The sequence below is a fragment of the Acinetobacter haemolyticus genome (assembly GCF_003323815.1).
GTDB lineage: Bacteria > Pseudomonadota > Gammaproteobacteria > Pseudomonadales > Moraxellaceae > Acinetobacter > Acinetobacter haemolyticus.
In genome coordinates this window covers 1,932,317-1,954,356 of sequence record NZ_CP030880.1, presented here as the reverse complement: position 1 = coordinate 1,954,356, position 22,040 = coordinate 1,932,317, and the positions used below count along the sequence as shown (strand labels likewise).

Annotated in this window: 16 protein-coding genes; 12 read left to right on the top strand and 4 right to left on the bottom strand. The window is 39.8% G+C overall.

Translation table 11 applies throughout. From position 1 onward, the window contains the following. Positions 1-154 precede the first annotated feature (154 nt). Entirely contained in the window at positions 155-1,189 is a 1,035-nt protein-coding gene (locus DS737_RS08970; RefSeq protein WP_075315525.1) for an ABC transporter substrate-binding protein, read from the bottom strand. Then, positions 1,190-1,780: an ANTAR domain-containing response regulator gene (locus DS737_RS08965; RefSeq protein WP_004638917.1), complete on the bottom strand. Its 591-nt coding sequence runs from the start codon at positions 1,778-1,780 to the stop codon at positions 1,190-1,192. Between the two features lie 528 nt (positions 1,781-2,308). Between DS737_RS08965 and DS737_RS08960 the strand changes: the two genes are divergently transcribed. The 5 genes from DS737_RS08960 (at position 2,309) to mobA (ending at position 11,589) form a co-directional block, all read left to right on the top strand. Then, the gene (locus tag DS737_RS08960) at positions 2,309-3,661 is read left to right on the top strand and encodes an MFS transporter (protein ID WP_005080938.1); all 1,353 of its coding nucleotides are present in this window, start codon (positions 2,309-2,311) and stop codon (positions 3,659-3,661) included. Between the two features lie 27 nt (positions 3,662-3,688). Next, a complete protein-coding gene (nirB, locus tag DS737_RS08955; RefSeq protein WP_113997353.1) occupies positions 3,689-6,235 on the top strand; it encodes a nitrite reductase large subunit NirB in 2,547 nt (848 codons plus the stop codon). Positions 6,236-6,246: 11 nt separating this feature from the next. Continuing rightward, positions 6,247-7,866, top strand: a complete 1,620-nt coding sequence (nirD, locus tag DS737_RS08950; protein ID WP_113997352.1) for a nitrite reductase small subunit NirD — start codon at positions 6,247-6,249, stop codon at positions 7,864-7,866. 316 nt (positions 7,867-8,182) lie between these two features. Then, a complete protein-coding gene (locus DS737_RS08945) occupies positions 8,183-10,963 on the top strand; it encodes a nitrate reductase (protein WP_113997351.1) in 2,781 nt (926 codons plus the stop codon). After that, positions 10,960-11,589 carry a molybdenum cofactor guanylyltransferase gene (gene mobA, locus DS737_RS08940; protein WP_008941487.1) on the top strand — a complete coding sequence of 210 codons (630 nt, stop codon included), beginning with the start codon at positions 10,960-10,962 and terminating at the stop codon, positions 11,587-11,589. Before DS737_RS08945 ends, mobA begins: the two co-directional genes overlap by 4 nt. A gap of 39 nt (positions 11,590-11,628) precedes the next feature. Here mobA and dsdA read toward each other — a convergent pair whose 3' ends face one another. Next, complete coding sequence (gene dsdA, locus DS737_RS08935; RefSeq protein WP_113997350.1) at positions 11,629-12,960, bottom strand: D-serine ammonia-lyase; 1,332 nt, start codon at positions 12,958-12,960, stop codon at positions 11,629-11,631. Between the two features lie 407 nt (positions 12,961-13,367). Between dsdA and DS737_RS08930 the strand changes: the two genes are divergently transcribed. The 7 genes from DS737_RS08930 to DS737_RS08900 all read left to right on the top strand — a co-directional run bounded on the left by DS737_RS08930 (position 13,368) and on the right by DS737_RS08900 (position 20,562). After that, positions 13,368-15,650 carry a molybdopterin-dependent oxidoreductase gene (locus DS737_RS08930; RefSeq protein ID WP_113997349.1) on the top strand — a complete coding sequence of 761 codons (2,283 nt, stop codon included), beginning with the start codon at positions 13,368-13,370 and terminating at the stop codon, positions 15,648-15,650. Between the two features lie 278 nt (positions 15,651-15,928). Further along, positions 15,929-16,960, top strand: a complete 1,032-nt coding sequence (gene moaA, locus DS737_RS08925; protein WP_171287582.1) for a GTP 3',8-cyclase MoaA — start codon at positions 15,929-15,931, stop codon at positions 16,958-16,960. Between the two features lie 25 nt (positions 16,961-16,985). Next, positions 16,986-17,237, top strand: coding sequence for a MoaD/ThiS family protein (locus DS737_RS08920; RefSeq protein WP_113997347.1), 252 nt, complete (start codon positions 16,986-16,988; stop codon positions 17,235-17,237). Between the two features lies 1 nt (position 17,238). Further along, positions 17,239-17,751, top strand: coding sequence for a molybdenum cofactor biosynthesis protein MoaE (locus DS737_RS08915; protein ID WP_075315533.1), 513 nt, complete (start codon positions 17,239-17,241; stop codon positions 17,749-17,751). A 17-nt stretch (positions 17,752-17,768) separates the two neighbouring features. Then, positions 17,769-18,692, top strand: coding sequence for a bifunctional molybdenum cofactor biosynthesis protein MoaC/MoaB (moaCB, locus tag DS737_RS08910; RefSeq protein WP_004638941.1), 924 nt, complete (start codon positions 17,769-17,771; stop codon positions 18,690-18,692). Next, positions 18,692-19,927: a molybdopterin molybdotransferase MoeA gene (locus DS737_RS08905; protein WP_100833686.1), complete on the top strand. Its 1,236-nt coding sequence runs from the start codon at positions 18,692-18,694 to the stop codon at positions 19,925-19,927. Before moaCB ends, DS737_RS08905 begins: the two co-directional genes overlap by 1 nt. 158 nt (positions 19,928-20,085) lie before the next feature. Beyond that, positions 20,086-20,562, top strand: a complete 477-nt coding sequence (locus tag DS737_RS08900; RefSeq protein WP_113997346.1) for a winged helix-turn-helix transcriptional regulator — start codon at positions 20,086-20,088, stop codon at positions 20,560-20,562. 1 nt (position 20,563) lies between these two features. On the opposite strand, the gene DS737_RS08895 is transcribed toward DS737_RS08900, so the two are convergent. Further along, positions 20,564-21,961: an aminotransferase-like domain-containing protein gene (locus DS737_RS08895; protein ID WP_113997345.1), complete on the bottom strand. Its 1,398-nt coding sequence runs from the start codon at positions 21,959-21,961 to the stop codon at positions 20,564-20,566. Positions 21,962-22,040: the final 79 nt, after the last annotated feature.

The following is a 22,040-nucleotide window of genomic DNA, read 5'->3' as shown; positions in this document are numbered from 1 at the left end:
TATATTTTTGATGGCAGTTAATGACATAAAAATGTCCGAAAAAGATATGCTGGGTTTCGCTAAGATCATCTGACTTAAAAGGCTATATTGATTGGCTTAGCCTTTTTTGGGTCTTTCAAAGCTGTCTTTACTATAAAGACAGCTTTTTTTTGGGCTAAATGTTGCTGTTGAAGCTGATTGCATTTTGATAAGTCTCTAACAAAAGACAGTCTTGTGCTAGATCCAGTTCGGGTCTTTGTGTAGGTTGTGGTGTTTGCCATTTTTGCATCTGTTGAAATAGCCATTCAAAATCTTTAGTTTTCGGTTTTGCATCGATCTGTATAAAGTTTCGAATGATATTTTGGATTTTAAAATATTTTTCAACATGAACCTCAGGTGAGCAATTGAACTGAATGATGTCAAACTCGACTAGCAATCGCCAAACAGGTGAGAAGTCTTTTATTTCCTTCAATTCTTTTTGTGCTCTCAACACTGCACTAGTGAGTGCAATCAAAGTGTTTGGATGTTGTTGAGCCCATTCTTGGGTTACTGCTAGTACTTTATCAGCTACATTTGGGATAATTTCCTGACTCGAACAAACAATATGGCTCAAGCCAAAGACTTCAGCTTGAGTATTCCAAGGTTCACCCACACAAAAACCATCAATCAGATGGGTGTTGAGTGCTTCGACCATATAAGGTGGTGCTAAGGTTTTGACATCCATCGAATGTGCGAGATCTGCATCAGCGAGTGCTAACCATTCTCTTAAGCAATAATGATGAATGGAGTGCTGAAATACATGTGCTAATGAAAGCGTTTGATGGGCTTTAATTTTTTGCACCAGCTTATGTGCTGAAACTTCAACTGGGTCGTGTTGGTGAATATCTAATTCATAGCAAAGTTTTTGACTCAGGCTAATAAACGCACGGTTTTCGCTCAAAACTAACGGGGTTTGCAATGGTATGCCGATTTGATCTGCACCAACCGCGGCAGCTGGAAGCATTGCAGATAGGCAATGTGCGGCATCGAGCAGCCCAAAAGCAAGGCGATCACGCAGACTTGCCCAAGAAGCTTCTTTAACCAAACTGATATTTAATCCGACATCTTCAAAATAGCCACGTTGTTTGGCCCATAATAAGGCAACACAGTCCAGTAATGGTATGTAGCCAAGCTGCAAGTCTACTTTTTCTAATTCTACTAAATGGCTCATCTATTCATCCTTTAGTTGATTATTTAAAAGTTGTTGCGCATCGAGTAGGCGACGAGCCATCTCACCAATGGTCATGCGATGACTCATGGCATTTTTTCTGAGCAGCTGAAAGGCAGTGTCTTCACTTAAATCATGTAATTGCATCAATAAAACTTTGGCTTTCTCGATATCTTTGCGATCCGCAAGTTTGGTTTTTGCATCTCTAAGATCACCTTCAAGTTTTTTATGCTTTTTATATTGCTCAATTGAAATATCTAAGATGGTATGTAGGCGAGATGGTTCTATACCATCAACAATATAAGCAGTTATGCCTGCATCAATCGCTTGTTTAATGGTGTTTTTATCGGTGTTTTTGGTAAACAACACAGTTGGTAGATCAAAGTTACTGACACAGCTTTCGATTACATCACGATGTGGATGATCCATATCGAGTAAGATTACATCTGCTTGCAGATGTTCAAGTTTGAATATATTTAAGTGATCAAGGGTAAAGCAAGCAACCACATCAAAATCATGTTCTATTAAACAGGTTTTAATGTATTCCGCCCGAGCCTGATCATCGTCTATGAGTACGATCTTGAGTTTCGGCATAAGTATAAAGTCAAACAGTCGGTTTATGCACGTTATGAAGTCAGTGCTGTGGGTTTTATTATTTAAGCAAAATTAATGCCATGAGAAAATTTAATATAGTGCAAAAGTTCCAAAGGCGATCTATTGATGCGCTGTATTGTATCGCTGCTTAAATATCTAACGGAATAATTATTTGGTTTTATCCATCTATTTTATTGGGATGTGCATTTTTGGTGCGTAAAAAGTCATGTTTTGAAGCAAGCTGAATTGTGCTTTAAAACAGGTCATCTGCATATTTGTGTTGATGAGCACAATTTAGTGCGTGTTAAGAAAACTCGTTTTTTGGGATAAAATACTTATAAAACAATAGTTAATCAAATATTTTTGTTTAAATAATAAAATATGGCATGACATTTGCTAAATCTTTACTAAGTCAAAGACGACTTTTCAAATAAAATGTAAGACGGCCAACGATGTCCGATCTGATCGGTTTGTTTACACAATGATTTGTGTCGACAAAGCAGTATACGTTCAGTATAGGAGATGGCAATGTCTTTAGATCTATCGGCTAAAAAAGCCACATCAATTAAGTTATTTAACTTTTCTGCTCCAGCGATGCGGGCATTCCATATGAGTTGGCTTGCTTTCTTCGTATGCTTCTTTGCTTGGTTCGCATGTGCACCTTTGATGCCAGTGATTGCTGGCGAATTCAATTTAACCAAAGATCAGATTGCCAATATCAATATTGCAGCAGTGGCAATCACGATTGTCGTGCGACTTATTGTTGGTCCATTGTGTGATAAATATGGTCCGCGAATCACTTATACCGCTTTACTGTTGATCGGAAGTATCCCTGTATTTGGAGTTGCCGCAGCCAATAGTTATGAATCATTTTTATTCTTTCGACTGTTGATTGGTGCAATTGGTGCAAGCTTTGTCATTACGCAATATCACACCAGCATCATGTTTGCTCCAAATGTTGTCGGAACCGCAAATGCAACAACCGCAGGCTGGGGAAATGCGGGTGGTGGTGCAACGCAAGCACTGATGCCTTTAGTCCTTGCAGCATTGGTAATGTTTGGTGTTGAACAGGCGATGGGCTGGCGTGTTGCGTTAATCGTACCTGGCTTGATGATGGTTATCGTCGGGATCTTATATTGGAAATATACACAAGACTCACCACAAGGCAACTTTAAAGAGCTTCGTGCACAAGGTGTGGTTGTCGGTAGCGATAAAAAAGGTGGATTAGCAATTTTAATGCACGCAGCACGTAACTATCGTGTGTGGATTCTCTTTATCTCTTATGCTGCTTGTTTCGGAATTGAAATCTTCATCCACAACATCATCGCGATGTATTACGTCACGCATTTTGAGTTTGGCTTAAAAGAAGCAGGCTTAGCTGCAGGAATCTTTGGTCTACTTGCATTATTTGCCCGTGCTTTAGGGGGCATGGTATCGGATCGAGTGGCGCTTAAAAAAGGATTGGATGGGCGTACAAAGGTTTTATTCCTTCTCATTTTAGGTGAAGGCTTATTCCTGATTCTTTTTTCTCAAATGAACAGCGTGACATTAGCAATTTTGAGTATGACGATTTTCGCTTTATTTACCCACATGGCGTGTGGAGCAACTTATGCATTGGTTCCATTTATTGATCGTGAGGCACTAGGTGGTGTTGCAGGCATTATTGGTGCTGGTGGCAATGTGGGTGCAGTTGCAGCTGGGTTCTTATTGAAAGGTATGTTGGACATCCAAACTTGTTTAATGGTTTTAGGTGGCTTGGTTGTTATTGCTGCGGGTTCTGTAATGTTTATTCGCTTCTCAGTAGAGCATAAAGAAAAAGAGCAGCGTCTATTTGAACAAGCACTTATAGAACGCCACGCAGAACAAAACAGCGCAGCTTAATTGCAATCAGATTTTAGGAGAAACACAATGAAATTAGTGATGATTGGTCACGGTATGGTGGGGCATAAATTCATCGAAGCCATCTTAGAAAAAGCAGATGATGAATTAGAAATTACAATTCTTGCTGAAGAACCTCGTATTGCATATGACCGTGTACATTTGACTGAATACTTCTCTGGTAAATCGGCAAAAGACTTATCTCTTGCACGTTTTGATTTTGCGGATGCGCATGGTATTGATCTTCGTCTAAATACTAAAGCAACTGCCATTGATACAACTGAACAAACCATCACAACTAATCATGGTGATGTAATTCATTATGATAAATTGGTATTGGCGACAGGTTCATATGCCTTTGTTCCACCAATTTCGGGTAATGATCGTGAGAATTGCTTTGTTTACCGTACCATTGAAGATTTGGATGCGATTAAAGCTGCAAGTCTAAATGCGAAAACAGGTGTGGTTATCGGTGGTGGTTTACTTGGATTAGAAGCGGCTAAAGCTTTACGTGATTTAAATCTAGAAACCCATGTAGTTGAGTTTGCACCACGTTTAATGGCGGTACAGATTGATGATTTAGGCGGTAAAGTATTACGCCGTAAAATCGAAAACTTAGGTGTAAAAGTTCATACTCAAAAAGCGACACAATGTATCGAAGCAGGGAATGACGCTACACATGTGATGAAGTTTGCCGATGGTAGCGAACTAGAAACAGACATTATTTTATTCTCTGCAGGGATCCGCCCACGTGATGAATTAGCACGTTCAAGCGGTTTGGCACTTGGAGAGCGTGGTGGTATCAAAATCAATGATTACTGCCAAACCTCTGATGAAAACATTTACGCAATTGGTGAATGTGCACTTTGGGATAATAAAATTTTTGGTCTGGTTGCACCTGGCTATGATATGGCGCGTATTGCAGCCAAACATATCTTAGCTGAAGAAACACATTGTTTCGCTGGTGCTGATATGAGCACGAAGTTGAAATTGATGGGTGTAGATGTGGCATCAGTAGGTGATGCACATGGTATGACACCGAACTCGCTTAGCTATTTCTATGCAGACGAAGATGCGTTGGTTTATAAGAAAATCGTTGTCGATGCAGATAAAACCAAATTACTGGGTGCAGTACTGGTTGGTGATGCAAAAGAATATAACGATCTTTTACAAATGATGTTGAATGGTATGGCATTGCCAGAAACACCTGAAAGCTTAATCATGCCAGGATTTGCTGATTCTGGTGCGAAAGCGGGTGGCAGTGGTGTTGATTTACTTCCAGACAGCGCAACAATTTGTTCATGTAACAACGTGTCGAAAGCAGATATTTGCCAAGCGATTTGTGATGGTTCGACCTCTTTAGGTGCTTTAAAGAAATGTACCAAAGCAGCAACGGCATGTGGTGGTTGTGCGCCATTAGTTACTCAAGTTTTAAAGTCTGAGTTGCAACGTCAGGGGGTAACGGTTAATAACCATGTCTGCGAACACTTCCCATACTCACGTCAAGAGATCTATCACTTGGTGCGTGTCAATGAAATCAAAACATTTGATGATTTGATTCAACAACATGGCCATGGTTTAGGTTGTGATATCTGTAAACCAATGACAGCAAACATTTTGGCATCGTGCTGGAATGACTTTGTGTTGGAACCAACTCACGCAGGTCTACAAGACAGTAATGACTACTACTTAGGAAATATCCAAAAGGATGGTTCATACTCTGTTGTGCCGCGTATGGCAGGTGGTGAAGTCACGCCAGATGGTTTGATTGCGGTAGGTCAAATTGCTAAAAAATATAACCTTTATACCAAAATTACTGGCGGTCAACGTGTTGACTTATTTGGTGCTCAACTACACGAGCTACCATTCATTTGGGAAGAGTTGAATGCAGCAGGCTTCGAGTCAGGTCATGCTTACGGTAAATCATTACGTACAGTGAAATCATGTGTAGGTAGCACTTGGTGCCGTTATGGCGTAGATGATTCTGTTGGTTTAGCGATTGAATTAGAAAACCGCTACAAAGGCTTACGCTCACCGCACAAACTAAAAATGGCTGTGTCAGGTTGTACGCGTGAGTGTGCTGAAGCACAAGGTAAAGATGTCGGTGTCATTGCGACAGAAAAAGGCTGGAACTTGTATGTGTGTGGTAATGGTGGAATGAAACCACGCCATGCAGAGCTTTTAGCGTCTGATCTAGATACTGAAACTTTGATTCGTTATATCGACCGCTTCTTTATGTTTTATATCCAAACTGCTGATCGTTTACAACGTACCAGTGTATGGCGTGACAACATGGAAGGTGGTTTAGATTATCTCAAAGCTGTGATTGTTGATGATTCGCTTGGTCTTGCAGAAGAGCTTGAAAATCGCATGGCACATGTCATTGGAACTTATCAAGACGAATGGCGTACTGCGGTAGAGAATCCTGAGATTCGTAAACGCTTCCAAACTTACATTAATGCAAGCGCTGAAGAGCAAGCTGATCCATATATTCAATTTACCGAAGTGCGTGATCAGATCCGTCCATTAAATGAAGCTGAACGTTCAGTTGATCGTATCCCGATGGTAGAAGCATAAGGAGAATCAAAATGACAAATCTAAAAGACATGAATATGCTTCCAGAAAATCAATGGATTGATGTGTGTCATCTTGATGACATCACCCCAAATACAGGTGTAGGTGCACTTATTGCGGGTCAATCTGTTGCTTTATTCCGCGTAGGGAGCGAAAAACGTATTTATGCATTAAGTAATAAAGATCCGTTTAGCCAAGCAAATGTCATGGCGCGCGGTATTATTGGTGATTTGCAAGGTGAGCGTGTTATTGCATCACCGATTTACAAGCAGCACTTCAGTTTAGCAACAGGTCGATGCCTAGAAGATAAAGATCAAAAGCTTTCTGTTTTCCCAACCAAAATCGAAAATGGTCGGGTTTGGGTAGGTACTGTTCCGCAAAAAACTTATATTACCAATAATGGTGTTTCTCAAGAAAAATTGAAGCTCGTTTTGATCGGTAATGGTTTGGCAGGAATGCGCTGTCTAGAGGATTTACTCGACATGGCACCTGATCGTTATGATGTAACGGTGATTGGTGAAGAGCCTTGGGGTAACTATAACCGTATCATGCTTTCACCCGTACTTTCTGGTGAGAAAACCATTGATGACATCATGTTGCACCCACATGCATGGTATAGCGATAAGGGCATCAAGTTTATAGCGGATGATCCTGCGGTGAAAATCGATCGTACTCGTAAAGTGGTACATACGCAAAATGGCGAAAGTGTCGATTATGATCGTCTGATTATTGCAACAGGTTCATCGCCATTTATCCCACCTGTGCAAGGCGTGGATTTGAAAGGTGTGATCAGCTTCCGTGATATTTTCGATGTCAACACTATGATTCAATACTCTGAAAGTAAGAAAAATGCTGTAGTGATTGGTGGTGGTTTGCTTGGCTTAGAAGCTGCATATGGTCTCAAGCAACGTGGTATGAATGTCACTGTTCTTCATCTGATGGATCGTATCATGGAGCGTCAGCTTGATGGTCGTGCGAGTCGCATGTTGCGTCAAAGCATCGAAGAAAAAGGTATTAATATTATCACTGAGGCAAATACTGAAGCATTGATTGGTAAAGATGGTCATGTTAACCAAGTACGTCTGAAAGATGGCACAGTGTTGGATGCTGACCTTGTGGTATTTGCAGTCGGTATTCGTCCAAATATTGCTTTGGCTCAAAGTGCTGGTTTGCGTTGTAATCGTGGTATTTTGGTTAATGACACCATGCAAACCTTTGACCCAAGTATTTATGCAGTGGGTGAATGTATTGAGCATCGTAATCAAACTTTTGGTCTTGTTGAACCATTGTGGGGACAAGCATTTATCTGTGCGACGCATTTGGCAGAACACGGTAGTTTAACTTTCAAATCACCAACTGTTCCGACTCAGCTGAAAGTGAGTGGCGTCGATGTATTCTCGGCTGGAAATTTTGAACCGAAAGAAGATTATGAAGACATTATCCTGAATGATGAAAAACGACAAATTTACAAGCGTATCATTATTCAGAAAGATAAAGTTATCGGTGCTGTACTGTTCGGTGATACTGAAGATGGCATGTGGTATGCGGAATTGATTGCAGATCAAACACCAATTTCAACATTTAGAAATAAATTGTTATTTGGTAAGGATTTTGCAATGAAGAAAGCAGGATGAAAGCTAATCCTTTCGTAAAGATTAGGTTAAGCGTTAAAGGCATTGCCGCATATGTTGTGTAGGAGCAGATGTTTTTTGCAAATGCATTGCCTTACTTTTCAGGGATGAAAAGTAACAAAAATCCTTTGTTGAGCTGACGGTACGTCCTTGCTACCGCAGCCCAACAAGGCGGCATCCATGCCGCCTGTCACGGTAGTGTTTGAGGAGAAAATTCCAGTATTAGAATGGTGATCTAAGCTAAAACTGGGGAAGAACTCAGAATGATTTTTTAGTTAAGTGTAGAGTTCAGCGGATTAACTAGGTAAAAGGGGCAGTCATGAACAGTATTCAAAATTTAGAACACAGTCGCTCCGATCAAGCAGAAACAATCATTACAAAAACAACGTGTCCCTATTGTGGGGTTGGATGTGGTGTTGATGTCACGGTAAATCACAAAGCGCAAGGAACAACTGTGCGAGTAGCGGGTGATTTGGATCATCCATCTAATTTTGGACGCCTTTGTATTAAAGGCAGTAATTTAGCGGATACTCTAGGATTAGAGACTCGCGTTTTGCATCCGATGTTTGGTCGTAAGAGCCATCGTAAGGTAACGACATGGGATGCAGCCATAGAAAAAATCGCAGATCAATTTCAAACTTGTATTGAACAATACGGTCGTGACAGTGTGGCATTTTATGTATCAGGGCAGCTATTGACTGAGGATTATTACGTCGTCAATAAGTTTGTGAAAGGTTATCTTGGTACAGCCAATATTGATACCAATTCGCGTCTGTGTATGTCTTCAGCAGTTGCAGCGCATAAGCGTGCTTTTGGTGAGGATATCGTGCCAGCAAGTTACGAAGACTTTGAATTTACCGATATGGTGGTGTTGGTGGGTTCTAATACTGCATGGTGTCATCCTGTACTGTACCAACGCATCATGCAGGCGAAAAGTAAAAATCCAGATTTATTTGTCGTTGTGGTTGATCCACGTTTTACCAGCACTTGTGAACAAGCGGATTTACATCTTCCAATTTTACCTGGACAAGATGTCGCCCTGTTTAATGGTTTATTGCAGTACTTATATAAGAATAACTTTATTGATCAACATTTTGTCGATACACATACTGAAGGCCTAGACGCATTATTAGAATCCAGTCAGACTGAAACTGATTTTGACTCAGTCGTGAAACGTACAGGTATTTCAGCAGAAAAATTAAAATTCTTTTTTGAAAAATTTGCCACCACTGAAAAAGTCGTGAGCTTATTTTCAATGGGTGTGAATCAATCTTCTCAAGGAGTCAATAAAGCCAATAGCATTATCAATTGCCATCTTTTGACAGGGAAAATTGGGAAATTAGGTGCTGCACCATTTTCAATGACAGGTCAACCAAATGCCATGGGTGGTCGTGAAGTGGGTGGCTTAGCCAATATGTTGGCAGCACATATGGACATCGATAATCCATCACACCAAACACTTGTACAAAACTTTTGGAACAGTCCTGTGATTGCCAATCAAGCGGGACTGAAAGCAGTTGACTTATTCCAAGCAGTCGAATCTGGGAAAATTAAAGCCATATGGATTATGGCAACCAATCCAGTGGTGAGTTTACCTGATGCGGATCAAGTAAAACGTGCATTGAGTAAATGTGAGTTTGTTGTGGTTTCAGATATTTGTGCTGATACAGATACCACAGCTTATGCGGATGTGTTGCTTCCTGCGTTAGGTTGGGGTGAAAAAGATGGCACGGTGACCAACTCAGAGCGCCGTATTTCACGTCAAAGAACTTTTCTACCTGCACCAAAGCAAGCAAAAGCAGACTGGTGGGCGGTTGCTGAAGTTGCGAAAAAATTAGGTTTTTCTGGTTTTGATTTTAACCATGCATGTGACATTTTTAATGAACATGCCGCGTTATCTGCGCATCAAAATGCAAGTTTGGATCAACGTGATCAAGTGGAAAACTTTCGTTATTTCAATCTAAAAGGACTAATGAATCTGTCTTTGGATGAATATGATCATTTACGTCCGATCCAGTGGCCCGTTTGGGAAAAAGGTCAAAGTACAGCGGTTGAGCAGTTGTTTAATCAAGGCTTGTTTAGCCATAAAAGCAAAAAAGCAAAATTGATCCCGACAGTGGCAATTGATCCAGTTCATGCAGTTTCTGAAGATTATCCATTGGTGTTGAATACAGGACGTATTCGTGATCAATGGCACACCATGACGCGAACAGGTTTATCAGCAAATCTGACCACTCACCGAGCTGAACCATTTTGTGAAATTCACCCGAATGATGCTTTAAAATTTGGTATTCGTGATAAAGCATTGGTTGAAGTGAAGTCACAATGGGGCAGTTGTGTTCTGCGTGTCACTTTGGCTCAAGGCGTTCGCCGTGGTCAAATTTTTGCACCGATTCATTGGACGGAGCAAGTTGCCTCTGATGCCCGTGTCGGAAAAGTGGTTAATCCAGTTGTAGATGCAATATCAGGTGAACCTGAGTTTAAACATACGCCTGTCGCAATTCAGCCGTTCCATACGACATGGCAAGGTGTTTTGTATGTCCGAGATGGGTTTGAACAACAAATCAAAACCTCATTGCAAACATGTGCATGGTGGGCAAAAGTTAAAATAGCCAAAGCAGTTCGTTTTGAAATTGCAGATCGTCACAACTTTGATCAGACTCAGAAGAATTTAAAAAGTTTCTTGCCTTTTGTAGATGAAACCTATGAATGGTTGAGTATTGAAGATGTTTCAGCACAAATGAGTCATAGCATCATTCTGAAAGATGGGATTTTGATTGCCAGTCTTTATATTGCGCCATCGGATATGTTGCCTGACCGTGATTGGGTTGCGAGTTTATTCAAACGTGAGCGTTTAAGTGCATTACATCGTAAAGCACTGCTTGCTGGTATGCCGATGTCAGCCGCAAATAATGATGGACCATTGGTTTGTAGCTGCTTTAAAGTAGGTAAAAATAAGATCATTGAAGCAATTAAAACGCAGAATATTACTCATGAAAAACAAGTGACAGCTTGTCTAAAAGCGGGTGGTAATTGTGGTTCTTGTTTACCTGAAATCAGAGGTTTGATTAAAACCTGCCAGTTGGAGGCGGAAGCATGAATACAGATTTTCCCGCTACAGATCTCGTGATCTTGGCGGGAGGACAGGCACGACGAATGAATGGGATGAACAAACTATTGCAACAGTTTGATGATCAGATTCAATTGTCAAAAATTTGTCAGCGCTTTAAAGCGGAAGTTCAGCAGATATGGGTCAATAGTCATCGTGATAGCTCGATCTATAAAAGCATAGAGCCGACTGTTGAATGTTTTTCTGATGATCAACAAGGGTTTTTAGGGCCGTTGATGGGAATGAAAAGTGCATGGTCGCGTGTACAAGCAGAATATGCATTATTTATTCCTTGTGATGTGACTTATATCCCAAATCAAGTGCTTGCAAAGCTGCATCGTGCTTTAGAGAAAAATCCGCAAGCATCCGTGGCGTATGTAAATATCAATGGCGATGCGTTGTATCCATTTTGCTTGTTAAAAAGAGCGAGTTTATCGATATTAGAAAACCAGCTCGCTGCAAATAAATTAAGTTTAAGAGAAACTTTTAGGCAACTACACGCTCAACACGTTATCTTTCAAAAGCAAAGTCTATTTTGTCATAGCATCAACTCTTTGGATGAGCTGCAACAATACAAGCAAATGAAAGCTTTTAAACAGATGTTTACTACAGACTGATCAGTGAAAAGCTTTCATGTGATTATTTTAAATAAGTGTTTATATTTTGGATTTTTGCAGATAAATTTCCATTTCTTCCACAGGAACCATACCACCACCAGTCGCCCAAACAATATGATTGGCATTATTCATTTGTCGTTCAGTCAGATGGTGCATAGCAGCATATGCTTGGTTTTGGGTGATTAAGATTGGGCCTAGCATTCCAGCCAAGGCAGATGGTTCCAATTGTAAATCTTCTGATTGATTGAGTAGCCCCAATAATTTATACATGCTTTGATCATCCAGTGTGTAGAAAGCATCGAGTAGTCTCTGCATCGCTCGACCCACAAATCCAGATGCACGTCCTACTGCTAAGCCATCTGCTGCGGTAATGTTATCAATGCCCAGGTCTTGTACTGAGATTTGATCATGCAAGCCTGTTGCTACACCTAGCAGCATGCAAGGTGAGTGAGTTGGTTCAGCAAATATACAATGTACGTGATCACCCAAAGCCATTTTTAAACCAAATGCGACACCGCCTGGGCCACCACCAACGCCACATGGCAAATAAACAAATAAAGGATGCTCTTGATCAACCGTAATATTTTGAGATTCTAATTGTGTTTTTAAGCGTTCACCTGCAACGGCATATCCTAAAAATAAAGTTTTTGAATTTTCGTCATCAATAAAAAAGCAATTTGGATTTTTTAATGCTGCTTTACGACCTTCTTCAACTGCAACACCATAATCCTGTGCGTATTCAATAACGGTAACACCATGTGACCTTAATTTATCTTTTTTCCACTGACGTGCATCTGCCGACATATGCACAGTGACATCGAAGCCAAGTTTGGCACTCATGATACCAATCGAAAGTCCTAAATTACCTGTAGAGCCAACGGCAATACTGTATTGACTAAAAAAATCTCTAAATTCAGGACTGTCTAATTTTGAATAATCATCTTCAACTGTTAATAACCCTGCTTGAAGGGCAAGTTTTTCAGCCTGATAGAGCACCTCGTAAATACCGCCACGTGCTTTGATCGATCCTGAGATTGGCAAATGGCTGTCTTTTTTTAGCCATAATTTTCCAGTGATATCTACTTTGAAATGAGCTTCAAGTGTTTGTTGCATCTTTGGAATCGAAACCAGTTCAGACTCAATCATTCCTTTACTTATCTCAGTTTCAGGAAATACGGACATCAGATAAGGAGCGAAGCGAGCTAAACGATCACGAGCATCATCAATATCTTGTTGAGTCAGTCCTACAAAGGGCAAACCTTGTGCTAAAGAGGTGGTTTGGGGATTCAACCAAATTGTTTCTTTAAGTTGAATCAGATCATCGACAATCGGATGTTGTGCAACAAGGGTTTCAATTTGGTTTGAATTCATTGGGCTGCTCATAAGATCTTTCTATTATGGAGAGGAATAATTGAAGAAATTTCATTCTTTTTAGATATTCATGTATTACAGCGATTAGATCAATAAAAATTATATTTTTATATCAACAACCTTATTAATTTATAAAAACTCTGTATAACTAAATCTTAATTTTATTTCGGATAATTGTACTTGATCTTTACTTAAATAAGTTCTATTTTGGAACTTGATTGATTTTAATCCATTGTCCAAATGATTTGTTAAGATTGAACATCATGTTTGGATAAGTAAAAAGTCAGAAAAATAATCGAAATAAGTGCTTGTTGTGCTTTTTCATCATTTGTAGTTTGAACCTTGTTTGCTTTTAAAAATCAAAAAGGCCTTTAGCGGATGAGATCGCAAATCATAGGGAGAATAAAATGCCAATGTCGACTACGATAGCAAGACAGGATGTGACTGCTTGTATTTTATGTTCGAGAAACTGTGGTTTAAGTGTTGAAGTTGAAAACAATCAATTTAAGAAAATTAAAGGTGATGATCAGCATCCGTTTTCACAAGGTTACATTTGTCAAAAAGCAGCACGTTTACAGCATTATCAACAACATGCAGATCGTTTAACTCATCCCTTGAAGCGACAAGCTGATGGTTCATTTCAAGAAATTTCTTGGGATCAAGCGATCCAAGAAATCGCAGATCAATTAGTAAAAATTCGTGATGTACATGGCGGAACAGCATTTGCATCGGTTGGTGGTGGTGGGCAAGGCAATCATCTAGGAGCGGCTTATGGTCGCCAACTATTGTATGCAATGAAAAGCTTTTATGCCTATAACTCACTTGCTCAAGAAAAAACTGGTGATTTCTGGGTAAATGGACGTTTGTTTGGTAGTCAAGCATGTCATACCACCGAAGATGTGGAACATGCGGATTATGTTTTATTTATTGGAACCAATCCGTTTCAAGCACATGGTATTCCAAATGCTCGTGATACTTTAAAACATATCAAGAAAGATCCAAACCGAACAATGGTGGTTTTTGATCCGCGTGTTACTGAAACGGCTAAGCAAGCTGATATCCATGTGCAATTAAAACCAGGTACAGATTCCTATTTGATGTCTGCAATGATTGCGATCATGTTGCGCGAAGATTTGTATGATCAAGCATTTATTCAAAAACATACGCATGGGTTTGAGCGAGTTAAACAGGCATTTTCTACAATACCAATTGAAGAATATATTGAGAAGGCAGATGTCTCTGTAGAGCTGATTTATCAAATTGTACGGGATTTTGCCAAAGCTAAGCGTGGTTGTGTTCGGATTGATTTAGGTATTCAGCATACTTTAAACACCACCTTAAACGGATATTTGGAAAAACTACTTTATTTGCTTGCAGGACATTTTGGTAAACAGGGAACGAATAACTTACACACCATGTTTATTCCGATCTTGACCAATACTGATGAGCGTAATCCTAAATATCGTCGTACGGTTCATCATAAGATGTTCCCAATATCAGGTTTCTTTCCACCAAATATTTTACCTGACGAAATTCTAAAAGCAGGCGAGAAGCGAGTACGTGCAGTCTTTGTAGATAGTTGCAATCCATTGCTCACCTATCCAGATACCACAGCTTATGAAAAAGCATTCCAGTCATTGGAGTTGCTAGTTGTGGTTGATGTTGCAATGACAGAAACAGCGCGATTAGCCCATTATGTATTGCCAGCGCATAGTCAATTTGAAAAGTGGGAATTTACGGGCTTTAATTTGGAATTCCCACAAAATGGTTTCCATTTACGTCATCCGCTTTTTAAAGCTCAAGGCAATACGCTGCCTGAATCGGAAATCTATACTCGCCTACTTGAAGCAATGGGTGCTATTTCAAAACAGTTTCCTCTACTGAATAAGATTGCGCAAAAGGATTCCGCTAAAACAGCATATCTAGGTTATTTTGCTGCACTTGCTGCCAGTTTTGTGAAAAATAAAAAGTTAGTCCCATTTGCGGCATCTATTGTTTATCGAACACTTGGGCAGACACTACCAAATGACGCCGCATCAACGGCTTTATTATTGCCTTTGTGCATGCAGTATTCTGCACAACACTATAAAGCTGTCAAACAAGCGGGTTATAAAGGGAATCGTTTAACACTAGGTGTAAACTTATTCCAAGCGATATTGCAAAAACGTTCAGGCGTGATTCTCTCTCAACACAACTATGATGATGTCTGGGATTTAGTTGCTTATAAAGATAAAAAGATTCATCTAGCAATCCCTGAAATGTTGATTGAATTAGTACAACTGAATCAACAAACTCAAGGTACAAGTGAGCAGTTTCCATTTGTTTTATTGGCGGGTGAACGCCGTAGCTATAATGCAAACCAAATCTATCGTGATCCAGCATGGCGTAAGGTTGATGCGGAAGGTCGATTGAGAATGAATCCTGAAGATGCAATTCATTTTGGTGTAGAGACAGGTCACTCATTACAGTGTATTTCAGAACATGGTCGGATCACAGTGGTTGTCGAGATTGATGAGGGAATGCGAAAAGGGGTCGTTTCGCTGCCGCATGGTTATGGTTTACGTTATAGCGGAGGTCAGGCGATTGGACCTGAATTAAACCGATTAACTTCATTAAAGCATTGCGATCCTTTGTCGAAAACCCCATATCATAAATATGTGCCTGTGCGACTAGAGAAACCTGCGGCATAGTGGATGGATTGAGTTGATTTGCACTATTTTATTGCGTTTAAATTGATATGTGTTTTGAAATAGTGCAATCTCGTTTAACGATAATCTCCTATAAATCATCAGATTTTGTTCTAGGATTAAAATGATAAGTTCATTCAACCAAAGATAGAGCATATAGTTGAATGAGTTTTAGGAATTGGAATAATAATTGCTTAGCTAAAATTCTCATATGTTCAAGAAAATAGATAAGCACACAACTTGTGCTGAACATGATGGGAAAATTCACAATATGAGTGCATATGATGAAGTATGAAATACCTGAAACGAATTTACCGATCTTGCAAGATCAGTATGCTCGTATTAAGCGTAAGTTACGTATTTCGGTGACGGATCGTTGCAATTTTAAATGTGTGTATTGTATGCCCGAGCATCCTGAATGGATGAAAAAGCAAGATTTATTGAGCTTTGAAGCATTGTTTGTATTTTGCCAATATATGGTCAGTCAAGGAATTGAAAATATTCGTATTACGGGTGGTGAACCACTCATGCGTCAGGGCGTAGTTCATTTTATAGCTGAGTTACAGGCTTTACGTGCAGAAGGACTAAAACGTATTTCGATTACTACCAATGCACACTATCTCGCCAAATATGCACAACAATTGAAAAATGCGGGATTAGATGATTTAAATATCAGTCTTGATAGCTTGGATCCAACCCAATTTAAGTCGCTGACTAAAAAAGAGTTAGCACCTGTTTTGGCAGGTATAGAAGCGGCTAAGCAAGCCCAACTGCCATTTAAAATAAACTGTGTGTTAATGAAAGGTCAAAATGATGATCAAATTGTACCGATGGTCAAATGGGCTAAACAGCAAGATATTCCACTACGATTTATTGAGTTTATGCCGTTAGATGGTGATCAGCATTGGTCACAACAGGCAGTGGTGAGCGAAGCAGAAATTTTAGAACAGCTTGCAGCACATTATGAAATTCAGCTGATTCCGCAACAGCATGAGCCAGCGAGACAATATCAACTGGATGGTAATTATCGCATTGGTATCATTTCTACGATTACTCACTCTTTTTGTGGGGAATGCGATCGAATTCGTTTAACTGCACAAGGTGAACTCTATAATTGTCTATTTGCCCAACAAGGTTTGAATATCAAACCGTACTTATTAAAGATACTCCGAGCGCAAAAAACACAACAATTATCTGATTTTGATCAACTAGATATGCAGGTGAAACCTTATATCTGGCAAAAAGCTCAAGGCTATCATGCAATTCAACATCAACAAGTGCGTAAAATCAGTATGCACATGTTGGGTGGTTAATTTAATAAAATGGTGTGGAGAGGAAATGCAAACCATTGAAGTGAAAATTGAAGCTTTTGGAGCGATAGAAAGACTTTTGCCAAAAGCACTTAGTTTTGAGTTTGCTCATCACCAATTAGTCAAAGATGTATTACAACAGATTGTAACCCTTTATCCAGAATCGAGTAATGCGATGGAAAAATGTGCCTGTGCGATTGGTGAGGATATTGTGACTCGTCAAACGATCTTAGATTCATCATGTACTTTGGTGCTGTTATCACCAGTTGCGGGAGGATAAAATGCGTGAGTTTGCTAGAGTCCAAGATCAGGTTTTAAGCTTAGACAGTTTTGATCCAATCCAAGATTTCCCAGAATGTGGTGGCATCGATATTTTCATTGGGACAGTACGTAACCATCATGAAGGTAAAGCAGTAAAAGCACTTAAATACACCTCTTATACGCCTGTCGCTGAAAAAATGATTCGTGAAATCGAACAGGAAATCAAAGATAAATATCAAGTTTCTTATGTGCGCGTGATGCATCGTATTGGTTATTTAGATGTGAGTGATACTGCGATTATCGCGATTGCTTATGCTGCACATCGTCGTGAGGCATTTCAGGCGTGTGAAGAAGCCGTAGAGCGTGTCAAGCACGAAGTCCCGATCTGGAAAGAAGAGTTTTTTATGGATGGAACGAGCCAATATGTTGAAGGGTGTTGTATTCGTAAAGATAGCCCTGATACGACTACTCCAGAAAAACATAGACATGAACATAACCATCAACATTGCGCACATGAGCATACACACGAATAAGGTTTTAGGAAGTTAAGATGAAAAATGTTGGGATGAAACCTGAAAGTTATCGTGTTGCAGAAGCACAAGCGATTTTACATGCACCACCACATTGTATTCAGTTACTTCGAGATGGAAACACAGAAAAAGGTGATGCTTTAAAAACTGCACGGATTGCGGGTATTTTGGCAGCAAAACGTACCGATGAGCTGATTCCACTTTGCCATCCATTACCGATCTATCGTGCCGATGTGGAATATGATTTACACGAAGATCATGTTGTGATTTTAACGACGGTTGAAACGATTGGACCAACTGGTGTTGAAATGGAAGCTTTAACTGCTGCAAGTTTAGCAGGCTTAACGATTTACGATATGTTAAAGCCACATTGTGAACCAGATGAGCTGTGTTTAGACCAATGTAAATTACTCAAGAAAAAAGGCGGAAAATCACATTTCAAACGTACCTTACGTCAGCCAGTCTCTGCTGCTGTGATTGTTCTTTCAGATACTGTGGCCGCTGGTCGCAAGCCTGATACCGCTGGAAAATCTGTAGTTGATACACTAACTGAAGCTGGATTTGATCCAATTCATTATCAGATTTTGCCTGATGAATCTGATCAGTTAAAGGATCTAGTGTTAGAACTGACCAAATCTTATGCGTGCATTATGACTGTTGGTGGTACAGGAATCGGGAAGCGTGACATTACTGTCGATACGTTGGAGCCGCTATTGGAACGTAAATTAGATGGTTTAATGGAAGCTTCTCGAGCATTTGGTCAAAGACGTACACCTTATGCAGCGATGTCTCGTGGTGTAGCAGGCTTTATTGATCGTTCATTGGTTGTGACTTTGCCGGGTAGCCGTGGTGGTGCAACTGAATCAATGGCTGCAATACTGCCTGCTTTGGTGCATATCTTTGATGTATGCCGTGATCTGCCTCATCCGGGAGGCTATGAATAATGTCTGGATGCGGCGCTGAAAAAGGTTTAATCAGTATTGATGAAGCATTAACTTTGATTCAAACCCAACCTAAAACTCTAACAGCAGAGACGCTGGCTTTAGGAGACAGTTTAAATCGTTATCTGGCAAAGGCGGTGTATTCTGAGGTTAACTTACCGAGCTTCTCTCAAAGTGCAGTTGATGGTTATGCAATTAACTGCTCGCTTGATGATCTTCAAAATGCTAGCTTCAAGCTGAATGGGGAAATCAAAGCAGGTACTGTTTCCGAGTTACCTTTGCAGCAAAACCACGCGATTCGGATTTTTACAGGTGGGAAAATACCTGAGGGAACGACCCATGTCGCTCGCCAAGAAATCGTGATCCTTGAAAGCGCTGATCAAATTCGTTTAAGTGAACATATTAAACCACATGCCGATATTCGATTTACGGGTGAGGAAGTCCAACAAGGACAACAATTGGCAGATGTTGGACAAAAAATCAATATTGGTACACTCGCTGCTTTGAGTATGGCAGGAGTACAAAGTTTAGACGTCTTCTGCAAGCCAAAAGTCGCTGTGGTGATTACGGGGGATGAGGTTGCTAAAACGCCTGAGGATTTGCAAAGTGGCAAAGTTTTTGATGCGAATGGCCCACTTCTAAAGGCTTGGTTCAAAGATTATGGGCAGGATGTTGAAATCATACATATTGCCGATACTGCAGAGCAAGTCAGTGCATGTTTTGAGCAACTTAAACAAAAATATGATGTAATCATTACGACAGGAGGTGTTTCTGTTGGTGATTATGACTTTGTTCGTCCTTGTGCTTTTGAGACAGGATTTCAACAGGTTTTTTGGAAAGTGAAGCAAAAACCGGGTAAACCACTTTTTTTTGCTGAATATACACAAGCTGATGGTCTTCATCATTGTTATTTATTAGGGTTGCCGGGAAATCCTGCGGCTGTTTATGTTGCTATGCAGATTTATGGAAAAGCGTTGCTTGATGCCCTGCAAAGCCAAACACAAACCTTACAGTGGTTTAGTGCAACGCTAACCCATGCACTAAAACCTGATGCACGAGAGCGTTTCTTGAGAATGCATGCTTATTTTGAAAATGGGCAGCTTAAACTTCAAAGTTTGGCCAAACAACAATCTCATATGCTCAGTAACTTGATGCAAGCGAATTGTCTGGTGCGCGTTCCATCCAATATTCAACTAGAAGCAGGTCAACAGTTGTCAGGTCTATTTATTCAAAATTAAATTTTGAATAAATTAAAATTATCCTGAGTTTTACCAAGTTCCGATATTGCACTGATGTGAAAGGTGATTTAGTGTATATACTATATCTTGCTTATTTTGTAAGCATAACGGTTCAAGGTATCGCTGCGATATCTGTTTAAAAAGATTGGGTGATAATAATGAAATGGGAAGAAATTGGTGACCAGCCATGTTCTGTGGCTAGAACACTTTCGATTCTTGGAGATCGTTGGACGATGCTTATTTTGCGTAATGCTTTTATGGGCGTCCGTCGTTTTGATGATTTCCAACGTAGTCTGGGTTTAACCAGACATGTTCTTTCCGAACGGCTAAAGCGTTTGGTTGAGCATGATATTCTTGTCAAAGTTCCATACGTAGAACGACAGGAGCGCTTTGAGTATAAATTAACCGAGAAGGGGTTGGATTTATATCCTATTATTCTTTCAATGACCCAATGGGCAGATAAGTGGATGGATATGGGTTTAGGTAAACCCATTGAATTTACACATAAAACCTGCGGAAATAAAATGACCCCTAAAATGGTTTGTTCAGAATGTAATGAACCGATCAAGGCAAAAGAAGTACGTGCAAGTGCTGGTCCTGGCTATTTTGCTTATATTGAACAAAAAAGTGCATGATTTAGTTTTTTTGTAGTTCTATTTCCTGTTGAATCGCGTGAGATAGAACTTCAAAAACTTTTTGGTCGGAACATTGAGCGACATTGAAGCGGATAAAGTTTTTATAATTTTGACTTTGGCTAAACGCATTTCCCGGCGCTAAAATGACATTATTTTCGAGACACGTTTGGGCAATACGTGCAGTATCTAAATTCTTAGCTAATTCACACCATAAGAAAATACCTGCTTGAGGCTTTATCCAAGGTCTAATCTTCAACTTTTCTAATTGTTTAATCGTAAAGTCCATTGATTTTGCTAAACGTGTTTTTAATTCATCTAAATGTTTGCGGTAAGTTCCGTCGGTTAAAGCAGCGTATAAGATTTCAGCGGATAGATGGCTACCACCAAAACCAGTCGCAATTTTTATATCTGTGAGATCTTCTATCCATTGAGATTTTGTTGCGATATAGCCCGTACGTACAGAACCTGACAACGTTTTAGAAAAACTACCAATATGAATCACCTTTGAAAGGCCATCTAGTGCTGCCAGCCTAGGTGCTGGATCTAATTCTAAATCTGCAAAAATATCATCTTCGATTACAATCAGGTTGGATTGTTCAGCCAATTGCAATAATTGATAGGCTGTAGATGCTGTTAGTCTTGCACCTGTAGGGTTATGAATACCAGAATTGGTTATATATAACCGTGGATTATGTTGTGTGATTGCTTTTGAAAAAGCATTTAAATCTGGACCCGTAGGTGTATAAGGAATGCCAATAATTCGAATTTGGTGAACCTTGAGTAACGCATGAAAATTAAAATAACAAGGATCATCTACCAGCACGACATCATTTGGCTTTAAAAAATATCGACAAATTAAATCAATAGCTTGTGTACCCGAGTCTGTTAATAAGATTTGGTTAGGTGTTGCTTCGATTCCTTTACCTAGAATTTTACGCGCTAATAGCTCACGTAAGGCAGGAGAACCAAGTGGTGATGAATAATCAGTTAAAATTTTTGATTCAACTTTAGAAATTTTACGAATTGCTTTTCGGATGTTTTCATGTGGCATCCAGTCATCAGGTAACCAACCACAGCCGGGCTTAAACATATCGGGCTTGGCTTCTAAAGACTGTCTTGAAATCCATAAAGGATCTATGTTCCGATCAATTTTGGGATGAATCTGAGAGATAGATAGAGGCGGAATTGGTCCAGATACAAAAAAACCAGACCCTGTCTTAGACTCGATTAGACCTTGTGATGCAAGGCGCTCATAGGCTTCTACGATCGTAGAGACAGATAAATTGAGTTGCTTGGCTAAGCCGCGAACCGAAGATAGCCGTGAACCTGGGGTGAGTGAACGAGTTTTAATTTGTTCATGGATATGTTGTATAACAAAATCTATTTTTGTGGTTTTCATTGTGATCATCTTAAACTGTATTGTTAATATATACAGTACAGTTATTTGAAATTGTACTGGATTGTGTATGGTGAATTTA